This window comes from Faecousia intestinalis (genome assembly GCF_040096185.1).
GTDB lineage: Bacteria > Bacillota > Clostridia > Oscillospirales > Oscillospiraceae > JAZOXB01.
The window spans coordinates 57486-69853 of record NZ_JBBMFF010000241.1 but is presented as its reverse complement, the minus strand read 5'-3'; the positions used below and the strand labels follow the sequence as shown (position 1 = coordinate 69853).

11 protein-coding genes are annotated in these 12368 nt (G+C 61.3%); 7 read left to right on the top strand and 4 right to left on the bottom strand.

Annotated elements, in window-relative coordinates; translation table 11 throughout:
* Positions 1-145: 145 nt before the first annotated feature.
* The 3 genes from WMO66_RS10510 to WMO66_RS10500 form a co-directional block, all read right to left on the bottom strand.
* Positions 146-436: a hypothetical protein gene (locus tag WMO66_RS10510; protein WP_349136435.1), complete on the bottom strand. Its 291-nt coding sequence runs from the start codon at positions 434-436 to the stop codon at positions 146-148.
* Positions 436-2241, bottom strand: a complete 1806-nt coding sequence (gene pepF, locus WMO66_RS10505; protein WP_349136433.1) for an oligoendopeptidase F — start codon at positions 2239-2241, stop codon at positions 436-438. The genes WMO66_RS10510 and pepF overlap by 1 nt, the downstream gene beginning before the upstream one ends.
* A gap of 173 nt (positions 2242-2414) precedes the next feature.
* Entirely contained in the window at positions 2415-2804 is a 390-nt protein-coding gene (locus WMO66_RS10500) for a 4Fe-4S binding protein (RefSeq protein WP_349136431.1), read from the bottom strand.
* 212 nt (positions 2805-3016) lie between these two features.
* Between WMO66_RS10500 and WMO66_RS10495 the strand changes: the two genes are divergently transcribed.
* On the top strand, positions 3017-3277 hold the full coding sequence (locus WMO66_RS10495) for a hypothetical protein (protein ID WP_349136429.1): 261 nt from the start codon (positions 3017-3019) through the stop codon (positions 3275-3277).
* 220 nt (positions 3278-3497) lie between these two features.
* Here WMO66_RS10495 and rpmB read toward each other — a convergent pair whose 3' ends face one another.
* On the bottom strand, positions 3498-3686 hold the full coding sequence (gene rpmB, locus WMO66_RS10490) for a 50S ribosomal protein L28 (RefSeq protein ID WP_349136427.1): 189 nt from the start codon (positions 3684-3686) through the stop codon (positions 3498-3500).
* Between the two features lie 246 nt (positions 3687-3932).
* Here rpmB and hprK point away from each other — a divergent pair, with 246 nt between their 5' ends.
* The 6 genes from hprK to WMO66_RS10460 all read left to right on the top strand — a co-directional run bounded on the left by hprK (position 3933) and on the right by WMO66_RS10460 (position 12327).
* Entirely contained in the window at positions 3933-4883 is a 951-nt protein-coding gene (gene hprK / locus WMO66_RS10485) for an HPr(Ser) kinase/phosphatase (protein ID WP_349136426.1), read from the top strand.
* A gap of 265 nt (positions 4884-5148) precedes the next feature.
* Positions 5149-6051 carry a UDP-N-acetylmuramate dehydrogenase gene (gene murB, locus WMO66_RS10480; protein ID WP_349136424.1) on the top strand — a complete coding sequence of 301 codons (903 nt, stop codon included), beginning with the start codon at positions 5149-5151 and terminating at the stop codon, positions 6049-6051.
* 7 nt (positions 6052-6058) lie between these two features.
* Positions 6059-6439, top strand: coding sequence for a RapZ C-terminal domain-containing protein (locus tag WMO66_RS10475; RefSeq protein WP_349136423.1), 381 nt, complete (start codon positions 6059-6061; stop codon positions 6437-6439).
* Positions 6436-7365, top strand: coding sequence for a DNA-binding protein WhiA (whiA, locus tag WMO66_RS10470; RefSeq protein ID WP_349136421.1), 930 nt, complete (start codon positions 6436-6438; stop codon positions 7363-7365). The genes WMO66_RS10475 and whiA overlap by 4 nt, the downstream gene beginning before the upstream one ends.
* A gap of 34 nt (positions 7366-7399) precedes the next feature.
* The gene (locus tag WMO66_RS10465; RefSeq protein WP_349136419.1) at positions 7400-10882 is read left to right on the top strand and encodes a DNA polymerase III subunit alpha; all 3483 of its coding nucleotides are present in this window, start codon (positions 7400-7402) and stop codon (positions 10880-10882) included.
* Between the two features lie 110 nt (positions 10883-10992).
* Positions 10993-12327 carry a hypothetical protein gene (locus WMO66_RS10460; protein ID WP_349136417.1) on the top strand — a complete coding sequence of 445 codons (1335 nt, stop codon included), beginning with the start codon at positions 10993-10995 and terminating at the stop codon, positions 12325-12327.
* The last annotated feature ends 41 nt before the right edge of the window (positions 12328-12368 follow it).

The window sequence follows — 12368 nt, the reverse complement described above, 5'->3', positions numbered from 1 at the left end:
ATATTGCGCAGCCGTTGGCGGCTTTGCCGCCTTACGGATGCGGCATGCCCCTTGCGGGTACACAAAGTATTCCTGCACTTTTCAAACCTTGTCTCGACAAAAAATCTCTCGCCGAATGCTCTCGCTGAATCATGCGGTGCTGCCTTTATTCCGCAGTCTTTGGCTCGATTGGCTCGATATTCTCCTCCAGCCACTGCTGCATGGCGGCGCGGCCCTCGTCCGACATGGGGAAGGTCCGCTCCTGTTCCATTTCGCTGAGCTCATAGCACAGCTCGCCGTGCCACAGCTCGGCGTGGATGGAGCTGGCAGCCAGATCGACCTCCTTCGGCGTGGCCATCACGACCGTCGGAGCGATGCGGAAGCGGAGCAGGCCGCAGCTGCCGGTAAAGATATTGTTGTTCTCAAACGTGTGAAGCGTAGGAAGGAAGATCTCCATCAGTCTTTCATCAGCTCTTCCATCTCACCGATGAGCTCGCCGAACAGGCTCAGGGCCTCTTCAACCGGCTTCGTGGTGCTCATGTCCACGCCTGCGCCCTTCAGCAGGTCGATCGGGCTCTTGCTGCAGCCGCCGGACAGGAAGCCGATGTAGTCCTTCACAGCAGGCGCGCCCTCACGCAGGATGCGGCGGGACAGCGCGATGGCTGCAGCATAGCCGGTGGCATACTGGAAGACGTAGTAGTTGTAGTAGAAATGCGGGATGCGCATCCACTCGGTATCGATCTCGTGGTCGAGCACGATGTTCTCGCCGAAGTACAGGCGGTTCAGGCGGCGATACTCGGCATTGAGCACCTCGGGCGTAAGGCTCGTGCCCTCCTGCGCCATGCGGCCGACATTCAGCTCGAACTCGGCGAACATGGTCTGGCGGTACAGCGTCGTGCGGAACTGCTCAAGGAAGTGGTTGATGAGGTAGGCGCGTTCCTTCTTGTCCGTCGTCTTGCCGAGGAGGTACTCCATGAGCAGGGCCTCGTTGCAGGTGGAGGCGACCTCCGCCACGAAGATCACATAATCGGCGTCGAGCGGGTTCTGGTTGTGGTTGGAGAGATAGGAATGCATGGCATGGCCCATTTCATGCGCCAGCGTGAACTGGCTGTCGAGCGTGCCGGTGTAGTTCAGCAGAACATACGGATGGACGCGCGCGCCTGCGGAATATGCGCCGGAGCGCTTGCCCGCGTTCTCATAGACGTCGATCCAGCGGTTGTCGAAGCCCTGCTGCAGCACCTTGCGGTAGTCCTCGCCGAGCGGAGCCAGCGCGTCGTATACGGTCTTCTTGGCCTCTTCGATGGGTGTGCGGCCGCTCACGCCCTCAATGAGCGGGCAGTACAGGTCGTACATATGCAGCTCGTCCACGCCAAGGAGCTTTTTGCGCAGATCGACATAGCGGTACATCTTGTCCAGATTCTTGTGAACGGCTTCGATGAGGTTCGTGTAGACGCTCGTCGGAACGTTTGTGACATCGAGAGAAGCCTCCATGGCAGAGCCGTACTTGCGGGCCTGCGCGAAGAACTGCAGCTGTTTGACCTGAGAGGCCAGCACGGCGGCGATGGTGTTGCCAAAGCTGCCGTAGGTGTGATAGAGATTCTCAAAGGCGCTCTTGCGCAGCGCGCGGTCGCCGGACTCCATGTAGGAGATGTAGGTGCCGTGGGACAGCGGATGCTTGTTGCCCTCGCCATCCGTGCAGTCCGGGAACTTCATATCGGCATCCGTCAGGAGACCATAGATATTGTCCGGAGCCTGAGCCATCTCGCCTGCAGCGGCCAGCAGCTTCTCCTCGGCCGGGCTGAGCACATGGGCGCGGCGGCGGCGGATATCCAGAAGATAGCGGCGATAGCGCTCCAGCTCTGGGCAGGCGGTGAAGAAGCCCTCAAACGTCTCGTCCGGGATGGCCATGAGCTCCGGCGTGGCAAAGCTGCCCGCTGCGTTCAGCTCGACAAAGCTGCTCATGAGGCGGCCGGTCATCGCCTGATACTTGGCAACGCGCACATCCTCATCCGCGCGGCGCATGGCGTAATTCGCGAGGTCGCTCGCAAGGACCTCGATCTCCTCCTCCATCTGCGCATAGGCAAGCAGCATCTGTGCGGATTCGCCCAGATGGCCCGCGAACGCAGCGATCTTGGGAATATAGCCCCTCGCCTTTTCGAGGTCGGCTTCCCAAAGCTCATCGGTTGCGTAAATATCTTCGATCGCCCATTTGTCCTGCTGTGCAAGCTCAGCACGTTCCGGGATCTTTTTGGTTTCTGCCATAGTGATTCATAACCTCCATATCAATATTTCGGTGTTCTTTGGTTATCATATCATATCGGTCCCGGATTCTCAACCATATTTCCGGGCGAAAGCACGAAAAACTGCCATGCCCGGAAAACGGCACGGCAGTTTTTTGGGATTCTGAATAAGCTGATAAGACCGGATATCCGAAATCAGCTCTCGCGGATCTCGAGGACCTCCATCGGGCAGGCCTTGACACAGATGCCGCAGGCGATGCACTTCGAGGCGGCGGGCGCACCGGCAACCTGCAGCATCACGCCGAACGGGCAGGCCTCCACGCACTTGCCGCAGCCAACGCAGAGCTTCTTATTGACCATGTACACGCCGGTCTTCGGATTCTGGGTGATCGCACCGTGCTCACAGGCCGCAGCACACTTGCCGCACTGGACGCAGGTCATCGGGCGGACCTTGCCGTTGCGCTCAACGATCTTCAGGCAGGCCTTGTCCTGATGGAACTCTTTATAAAATGCGGTCGAGCAGGCGCGGACGCACTCCAGACATGCCATGCACGGAACATCCTTCTTGACGAAAAGTTTCTTCATGTCAGCTTCCCCTTCGGTTGGTGATATGTTGTTTCATTTCTCCGCCTCTGCAGACGGGCCAAAGCAAAAAGTTTGGCGTACCATCCCATTATACAAGGCAATGCAAAAAGAATCAATCCCAATTTTACGTTTTCGACAAATTTCCCTGCGTAGGCCATGCAAAGCCGGGCAAACTAAGCGGGACAATCATAATATCAGGAGGATTTTGATCGATGAAACGAACCAAAGCTCTGCTCTTTCTGACGCTCGCCCTATGCGCCGCGCTGCTCACGGGCTGCCGCAGCAATGTCCCGAACACGACAGACGGCCGTGTGGACGGCACGGAGCCATCCGCCCTCATCCCGACGGCAGCTTCGGAAATCATGACGGAGCCGTCCGCCGCAACGGACGACAGCCGTACCGAGTCCGAAAGCGGCATGACGGAGGCTTCTGAAGGCACCACAAATGCCGCAAATGCGCGCAGCAGACGATAAGAGCATGGGAACCGCCTCCTGCCCGGAAGCGGTTCCCAAATTTAACGGAGTCCGTGATCCCCGATCTGTTTTCCGGCGCCGTTTTTCTCTCCTGCTCAACCATTTCTCTGCTCGAATTATACCGCAAATCGCCTGCGGCCATGACCGATTTGTGCCGGTCTGCGGGCATGAAAAAAAGACAAGCCTGCAGGCTTGTCTTTTTTGTACCATAACGCTGAGATCAGATGGCGCGCTCAACCTTGTTGGAGCGGAGGCATCTCGTACAGACGTAAACATGGCGGGGAGCGCCGTCAACGATAGCCTTGACGCGCTTCACGTTCGGCTTCCACGCACGGTTGGAACGTCTGTGGGAGTGAGAAACCTTGATGCCAAACGTGACACCCTTGCCGCAAAAATCGCACTTTGCCAATTGCTGCACCTCCAATCATCGCAAAATCACGCTCTAGATCGCGCTAAAAGACGCCTATACATAATAGCAAAGAAATCGCAAGAATGCAAGGGGAAAATCGAAAAAATGCAAAAAAATTTTCCTTTTGGCGATTTTCCCGAATTTGCTCGAAAAAAAGCGCAAAAACGGTTGCCAAACCTACCGGAAACCGTTATAATAACATTATTATCTTCGGGCCTGTACGCCCGGTGCAGGAGGATCGCAGTCATGCCCATGAATTCCTACAGCGTTCGGCTGAAGCAGGTCGTGGAGGAATTTAACCTCATCGTTGCCCGTGAATCCAGCGATTACGATCGCATCGATCTCATGGTGGAAGAAGTCATGCGTCCCGGTCTGCCCCTGGCAGGCTTTTTTACGCATTTTGAGCCGCTGCGCCTGCAGGTCATCGGTAACGCCGAGGCGACCTATCTTCACTCGCTCACACCGGAGCGCCGCGCCGAGACCTTCGACCAGCTCTTCTCCTATCACATCCCCGCACTCGTCTTCGCGCGTAACATTGAGCCGATGCCCGAGTGCATGCAGATGGCAGAAAAGCACGATATCACCATCCTGCGCTGCCTCGAGTCCACGTCCTATGTCGTCTCCAGTCTCATCACCTACCTCAAGAACGCGCTGGCCCCGCGCATCACGCGCCACGGCGTGTTCGTTGAGGTCTACGGCGAGGGCCTGCTGCTCATGGGCGAAAGCGGCATCGGCAAAAGCGAGGCCGCAGCCGAGCTGCTCAAGCGCGGCCACCGCCTGATCGCAGATGACGCCGTGGAAATTCGCAAGGTCGCCGGGAACACGCTGCGCGGCACGTCGCCGGAGCTGATCCGCAACTATATCGAAATCCGCGGCATCGGCGTCATCAACGTGGCAAAGCTGTTCGGCATGGCCGCCATCAAGGACGAATCCACCGTTGACCTCGTCGTGAACATCGTTCCGGTCGGCAATGAGCAGATCTTCGACCGTCTTGGCCTCGAGGAGCAGTATATGGACCTGCTGGGCGTGAAGGTCCCGGCCATTACCATCCCCGTCCGCCCCGGCCGCAACCTCGCCATCATTCTGGAGGTCGCCGCCATGAACAACCGCCAGAAAAAGATGGGCTACAACGCCGCGGCGGAGTTCACGGAGCAGATCAACCGCCATTTCGACGAGACGGCCGGGCAGAGCTTCTAAGGCAACACCGTACAATTGCAGCTTCGGCCTTCGCCGGTTATTTTTCGCCGAACGTTCTCGCTGAATTGGGCGGTGCTGGCCTAAATGCTTTTGATATGGACCTCCGCAGGACCTGCGGCGGTCCATTTTTTATGCGCCGCGTTCTGGGGCTTGCTGCGGACGGCAGACTGTGGTATACTATAATGAAATGATTTCTGTTCGCGTCCCGGCGGAAATTCCGCCGGAGGATGGACCTGTTGTTTTTTGATATTCTGGAGGATATCTCATGGATCTGTTTGACCGTCTTTCCCTCGCGCTGCCCAGGCTCCGCCTGCTGCGTGAGGAGCCGCTTGCGGCGCACACTTCGTTCCGCATCGGCGGCCCCGCCGAGGTGATGGCCTTCCCGTCGTCGCTTGCAGAGCTGCAGGCCCTGCTGCGCCTGAGCGCACAGGAGGGTATCCGCGTGCGTCTGCTCGGCGCAGGCACGAATATTCTGGCGCCGGACGGCGGCGTGCGCGGGCTTGTCATCGTGACGAGCGGCGCGCTGACCGGCCTTTCCATGCCGGATGCAGCGCATATTGAGGCCATGTCCGGCGTCACGATGGCAAGGCTCGCCTGCTTTGCCCGCGACAACGGCCTGACGGGACTGGAATTTGCCCACGGCATCCCCGGCACCGTCGGCGGCGGCGTCTATATGAACGCCGGAGCCTATGGCGGCGAGATCCGCACCGTGTGCCGCTGGTCGCAGGAGATGCTGCCGGACGGAACGCTCGTCCGGCGGGAGGGCGTCTCGCAGGGCTTCGGCTACCGCACGAGCGTCTTCCAGCATACAGACGGCGTGATCGTCCGGGCGTGCTTTGCCCTGCAGCCGGGCGACCCAGGCATCATCCGCGAGACGATGCGCGAGCTGATGACGCGCCGCACCGCCTCGCAGCCGCTGGACCTGCCTTCGGCCGGGAGCGCCTTCAAGCGCCCGCAGGGCGGCTATGCCGCCGCGCTCATCGAGTCTGCCGGGCTGAAGGGCCTGACGGTCGGCGGCGCGCAGGTCTCGGAAAAACACGCGGGCTTTGTTGTCAACCGCGGCGGCGCGACCGCCGCAGACGTGCTGGAGCTGCTCCGTCAAGTGCAGCAGCGCGTTCTGGAGCACAGCGGCATCCGGCTCGAGCCGGAAATTCGCCTTTGGGACTGAGGAACACATGAGCTTTACGATATTTTCCTTCGGCTTTCGCTACGGCGCGCCGGAGGCTGACGAGGTATTCGATCTGCGCTGCCTGAAAAATCCCTATTGGGAGCCTGAGCTGCGTGAACTATGCAGTCAGGACGCCCCTGTGCGCGATTTTATCCTGCACAATGAGCAGAGCCGCACCGTACTGAACTACGCGCTGGCCATGCTGCTCCTGCAGGCGGACCTGTATGCCGAGCGCGGCTGGGGCAACGACATGACCGTCGGCGTCGGCTGCAAGGGCGGCCGTCACCGCTCCGTAGTAGGCGCAGAATTTCTGGCCGCCGGGCTGCGGGAGCATGGCCATACCGTCACGGTCTTCCACCGCGATCTGAGCCGGGAGGGAAACGAATGATCTCCTTTTCCGCCAACGTGAAACGGGAGCTCTGCCGCACGGCACCGGGCGCAAAATGCTGCGCGCTGGCCGAGATGCTAGGCGCACTCCTGTATGCCAATCATTTCAGTGCCTCGTGCATCCGCATCGTCACGGAGAATCCGGAATTCGCCGCGCGGCTGCCGCGCCTGCTGCAGCGCGGATTCGGCCTGCGCTTTGACGCGCTGCCGGAGCCGGAGGCGCAGGGCAAGCGCGTGCTCGTGCTGGAGGACCCGGAAAAAATCTCGCATGTTTTCACGCTCTGCGGCTTTTCCGCCGAATCGAGCCTTGCACTGCATGTGAATCTTGCCCTGCTGGAAAATGACTGCTGCCGCCGCGCCTTCCTGCGCGGAGCCTTTCTGGCGGGCGGCTCCGTCACAGACCCTGCCAAGCGCTATCATCTGGAATTCTCCACCTCGCACCGGCGCGTATGCGCCGAGACGGGCACGCTGCTGCTGGAGATGGGCCTGACGCCGAAGCAGACGGAGCGCAAGGGAAGCAGCATTCTCTACTTCAAGCAGAGCGAGACCATCGAGGAGCTGCTGGCCCTGATGGGCGCGCCGGTCAGCGCCATGACCGTCATGCAGGCCAAGATTGAAAAGGACTGGCGCAACGACGCCAACCGCAAGACGAACTGCGACACCGCAAACGTCACCAAGGCCGTGGACGCCGCGCAGGAGCAGCTTGCCGCGCTGCGCACACTCGAGGCACAGGGGCGGCTGGATACCCTGCCCGAAAAGCTCCTGCAGACGGCCCTGCTGCGCCGCGAGCACCCGGAGGCCACGCTCTCCGAGCTGGCAGAGCTTCACGAGCCGCCCACCAGCAAGTCCACCGTCAACCACCGCATGCGCAAGCTGCTGACTCTGGCGGCAGAGGGCACGGAGACGACCGAAGAAGGCCCGGCGTGACCGCCGCGCTTTTCCGAGAAAGGAAGGCTGCCTCATGGCATTCGTACATCTTCACGTCCACAGCGAATTCAGTCTGCTCGACGGCGCATGCCGCATTGGCAGGCTTGCTGCGCGCGCCAAAGAGCTGGGCCAGACTGCGCTGGCCATCACCGATCACGGCGTCATGTACGGCGTGATCGACTTTTATCGTGCTGCAAAGGCCGAGGGCATCAAGCCCATCATCGGCTGCGAGGTCTATGTCGCACCGCGCACCATGGCAGACCGCGTCCACGGTGTGGACAATGACGCGCGCCATCTGGTCCTGCTGTGCGAAAACGAAACGGGCTACCGCAATCTGAGCTATCTGGTCTCCATGGGGTTCCTGCAGGGCTTTTACGGCAAGCCCCGCGTAGACCTCGCCCTGCTGCGGCAGCACAGCGAGGGTCTGATCGCTCTGTCGGCCTGTCTGGCGGGCGAGATCCCGCGCAGGCTGCGCGCCGGGGACTATGACGGAGCCAAGGCCTATGCGCTGGAGCTTTCCGGCATTTTCGGCCCGGAGCATTTCTATCTGGAGCTGCAGGACCACGGCATTCCGGAGCAGCGTGAGGTCAACCGCGGCCTGCTGCGCATCGCGCAGGAGACGGGCCTTCCGCTCGTGGCGACGAACGACGCGCATTATCTCACGCGCGAGGACAGTGAGCTGCAGGATGTGCTGCTGTGCATCCAGACCGGCAAGACGCTCGATGACCCGAACCGCATGCGCTTTGAGACGCAGGAGTTCTACCTGAAGTCCGAGGACGAGATGCGCGCCCTCTTCCCCGCCCTGCCGGAGGCGCTGGAAAACACACAGCGCATTGCCGACCGCTGCAAGGTCGAATTTGAATTCAACCACTATCATCTGCCCGCCTTCACGCCCCCGGACGGGAGCGATTCTCTGACGTATTTCCGCCGCATGTGCGATGAGGGCTTCCGTGAGCGCTACCCGGATGCCCCTGCGGGCTACCGTGAGCGGCTGGAATACGAGATGTCCGTCGTGGAGAAGATGGGCTATGTCGACTATTATCTCATTGTGGCGGATTTCATCCGCTGGGCCAAGGAGCAGGGCATCCCGGTCGGGCCGGGGCGCGGCTCCGGCGCCGGCTCCATCGCAGCCTACTGCATGCACATCACCGAGATGGACCCCATGCAGTATCACCTTATCTTCGAACGCTTTCTGAACCCGGAGCGCGTGAGCATGCCGGATTTCGATACGGACTTCTGCCAGCTCCGCCGCGGCGAGGTCATCGACTACGTCATGGGCAAATACGGCAAGGACCATGTGGCACAGATCGTGACGTTCGGCACCATGGCCGCCCGCGCCGCCATCCGCGACGTCGGCCGCGTCATGAACCTGACGTATGCCGAAACGGATGCCGTGGCCAAGCAGATTCCCGCCACGCCGCACATGACGCTCGACGAGGCGCTGCGCATCTCGCCGCAGCTGCGCACAATGGTCGAGAGCGACGAGCGCATCAAAAAGCTCGTCGACACGGCGCGCGGCCTCGAGGGCATGCCCCGCAACACCTCGACGCACGCCGCAGGCGTCGTCATCACGGCAAATCCCGTCAGCGACTATGTGCCGTTGGCGCGCAACGACGAGACCATCGTCACGCAGTTTACCATGACGACCATCGAGGAGCTTGGCCTTCTCAAAATGGACTTTCTCGGCCTGCGCAATCTGACGATCCTCGACGACGCCGCCCGCGCCATCCGCCGCCGCGAGCCGGACTTTGATCTCAAGCGGCTGCCGGACGGCGACGCTGCAACGTTCGCCATGCTGGGTGATGGCAAGACGGCGGGCGTTTTCCAGCTGGAATCCGCCGGGATCACGGGCGTGTGTGTCAACATGAAGCCGCAGTCCATCGAGGACCTCACCGCCATCGTCGCCCTCTACCGCCCGGGCCCCATGGACTCCATCCCGCGCTTTATTGAAAACAAATCCCACCCGGAGCGCATCACCTATCTCTGCCCGCAGCTCGAGCCGATCCTCGCCGTGACCTACGGCTGCATCGTCTATCAGGAGCAGGTCATTGAGATCTTCCGCAAGCTCGGCGGCTACAGCCTCGGGCAGGCGGACAACATGCGCCGCGCCATCTCCAAAAAGAAGGAAAAGGTCATCATCGCCGAGCGGCAGACCTTCGTCCACGGTGACGCCGCGCGCGGCATCCCCGGCGCGATCGCAAACGGCGTGTCTGAGACGGCGGCGGAGGCCATTTACAAGGAAATTCTGGATTTCGCGAACTACGCCTTCAACAAGGCGCACGCCGTATGCTATGCCAAGGTCACCTATGACACGGCCTATCTCAAGTGCCACTATCCCCGCGAATATATGGCGGCGCTGCTGACATCCGTGCTGGACAACTCCACGAAGACAGCCGGATACATCGCCGACTGCCGCGACATGGGCATCCGCCTGCTGCACCCGGACATCAACGCCTCGGAGGATAAGTTCACCGTGGAGCCGGACGGCATCCGCTTCGGCCTCGGGGCCGTGAAGAACATTGGCCGCGGCCTCATCCGGCAGGTCATGGCAGAGCGCGCGGAAAACGGCCGCTTTGTCTCGCTGGAGGACTTTGCCCGCCGTATGCAGGGCTCGGACCTCAACAAGCGCGCCGTGGAAAACCTTATCAAATGCGGCGCGATGGACGGCCTCGGCATGGGCCGTGGGCAGATGCTGGCCATTTACGAAATGGTGCTCGACGCCGCGGCGGACACCTACCGCCGCAATCTCGAGGGGCAGCTGCAGCTCTTCGGCCCGGAGGACGGCGGCATGCCGGAGATTCCCGCGCCGAAGCTCCCCCCGCTGCGCCCGGCGGAGCTCATGCAGATGGAAAAGGAGACGGTCGGCCTCTATCTCTCCGGCCATCCGCTCGACGAATACCGCACGCGGCTGCGCGCGGCGGGCGTCACGCCCGTGCTGCGCATCCTGCAGTCGTTTGAAGAGAACGACGGCTTCTTCCACGACGGCCAGAACGTTCGCATCGCGGGCATGGTCGAGGAGATCCGCCGCAAGACGACCCGCAACGGATCCATGATGGCCTATGTCACACTGGAGGACGACACGGCGGCGATGGAGCTGCTGACGTTCTCGAACGTGCTCGAACGCAGCGGCAGTCTGCTGACGGAAAACGCCGCCGTCGTAGCCGAGGGCCGCATCTCCGTGCGCGACGAAAAGGCCCCGCAGCTCGTGGTCAATCGCTTTGACCCGCTTGAGTCCTTCACAAAGCAGGCTCCGCCGCCCATGGCCGCCGCGCCGCGCCCCGCTGCGCAGGAGCAGGCGGTCCTGCAGGCCTCGCGGCTGTATCTGCGCCTGCCGTCGGAGCAGTCGCCGCTGTTCGGCAAGGTCCGCGCCACGCTCAACATGTTCCCCGGCAATGTGGCGGCCGTCCTGTATTTTGCGGATACGGGCGTCCGCCGCGGCACACAGTGCGGGCTGCGCGGCGATATGCTGCAGGAGCTGCGCGCCCTGCTCGGTGAGGATTCCGTCGTGCTGAAATGACCCGGCCCGGCCGAAATTTTGCCCACAAAAATGACAGACCCACTACACAATGGTTACGATTTATGTTATAATATTGGATGGAGAATATCGGCGAAAGGAGAACGCACCCGATGAAGAAGAAATGCATCCGCTTCCTTCCCCTGCTGCTGGCCTGCCTGCTGCTCGGCGGGTGCTTTCTGGAGCCCGAAGAGGGACTTTACGCCGTTCCGAAGCAGTCAGAGGAATACTATGACCTGCAGAACGCCATCGAATTGGCCCTGCCGGACGGTGCGGTCTATGCCCCGCCGGTCTCCGGCGATAACCAGCAGGTCGTGCAGATGGTCGACCTCGACGGCGACGGTGAGGACGAAGCCGTCGTCTACTGCAAAACGACCGGCGAGCTTCCGCTCGGCATCTATGTCTTTGACCGGCAGAACGAGGCCTTCACGCTGGCTGCATCCGTGCAGGGCGCAGGCAGCGCGTTCCACCATGTCTCCTATGTTGCGTTCGACGACCAGCCGGGCTATGAGCTCGTTGTCGGCCGCCAGATCAGCGATCAGGTCCCGCAGCTCATGAATGTCTATTCCCTGCGCGGCGGCACGCTGACCGAGCTGATGAGCACGGAATACGCTGAGTTCGTCACGCCCGATCTGGACGCGGACAGCCGGCAGGAGATCGTTGTGCTGCACAGCGGCGGCGATTCGCAGAACGGCATTGCCGAGCTGTACTGCTGGGCCGACGGTCAGCTCAAGCGTGAGCGCGAGGTCTCGATGTCTGTGGCTGTCTCGTCCGTCAAGCGCATTCTGACGGGCTATATGTGCCGGAACGTCGCAGCGGTCTTCGTCGCCTCGGAATACAGCGACGGCAGCCTGATCACAGATATTTTCGTCTTCCGCGACGGGGTGTTCACCAACCTCTCCCGCTCGGAGGACGCCAACACCGACGTGCAGACCCTGCGTGATTACTACATTTACGGCGGCGACATCGACAAGGACGGCCTGATCGAGCTGCCGATGCTCTGCCCCATGCCGTCGCTCGACTATGATGCCAGCTCGCAGGATCAGTACCTTGTCAGCTGGTATAATCTGCACCTCGACGGTTCCCGGGACGAGAAGCTGCTGACATTCCACTGCCACACGGGCGGCTGGTATCTGCAGATCCCGACGTTGTGGCAGGAGCACCTCGTGCTCACACGCAGCGCCGTGGCAGGCAGCACGCTCGGCTACCGCTTTCTGTGGGAAGCCGGCGGCAGCACTGAGGAGCTTCTGACGATTGCCGCCCTGTCCGCATCGGACCTCAGCGCACTTGGAGACGGCTGGCAGGTCCTGACGCAGAAGGGCGAGACGGTCTATGTCTGCCGTCTGGCACGCCGCGCCGTGGCGCTCGGCATCACGGCCGATGCCATCCGCACGCAATTCCATTTTATTCAGAACGACTGGAAGACCGGCGACGTTACAACGTCCTGACCGATCCCCGTTGCAGTCTCCGCCGCTCGGCGGAAGGCAGG

What these genes read in the sequence shown, in the direction of transcription:
- WMO66_RS10510 (WP_349136435.1), bottom strand. Translation starts at nt 436, where the DNA reads ATGGAGATCTTCCTTCCTACGCTTCACACGTTTGAGAACAACAATATC.
- pepF (WP_349136433.1), bottom strand. Translation starts at nt 2,241, where the DNA reads ATGGCAGAAACCAAAAAGATCCCGGAACGTGCTGAGCTTGCACAGCAG.
- WMO66_RS10500 (WP_349136431.1), bottom strand. Translation starts at nt 2,804, where the DNA reads ATGAAGAAACTTTTCGTCAAGAAGGATGTTCCGTGCATGGCATGTCTG.
- WMO66_RS10495 (WP_349136429.1), top strand. Translation starts at nt 3,017, where the DNA reads ATGAAACGAACCAAAGCTCTGCTCTTTCTGACGCTCGCCCTATGCGCC.
- hprK (WP_349136426.1), top strand. Translation starts at nt 3,933, where the DNA reads ATGCCCATGAATTCCTACAGCGTTCGGCTGAAGCAGGTCGTGGAGGAA.
- murB (WP_349136424.1), top strand. Translation starts at nt 5,149, where the DNA reads ATGGATCTGTTTGACCGTCTTTCCCTCGCGCTGCCCAGGCTCCGCCTG.
- WMO66_RS10475 (WP_349136423.1), top strand. Translation starts at nt 6,059, where the DNA reads ATGAGCTTTACGATATTTTCCTTCGGCTTTCGCTACGGCGCGCCGGAG.
- whiA (WP_349136421.1), top strand. Translation starts at nt 6,436, where the DNA reads ATGATCTCCTTTTCCGCCAACGTGAAACGGGAGCTCTGCCGCACGGCA.
- WMO66_RS10465 (WP_349136419.1), top strand. Translation starts at nt 7,400, where the DNA reads ATGGCATTCGTACATCTTCACGTCCACAGCGAATTCAGTCTGCTCGAC.
- WMO66_RS10460 (WP_349136417.1), top strand. Translation starts at nt 10,993, where the DNA reads ATGAAGAAGAAATGCATCCGCTTCCTTCCCCTGCTGCTGGCCTGCCTG.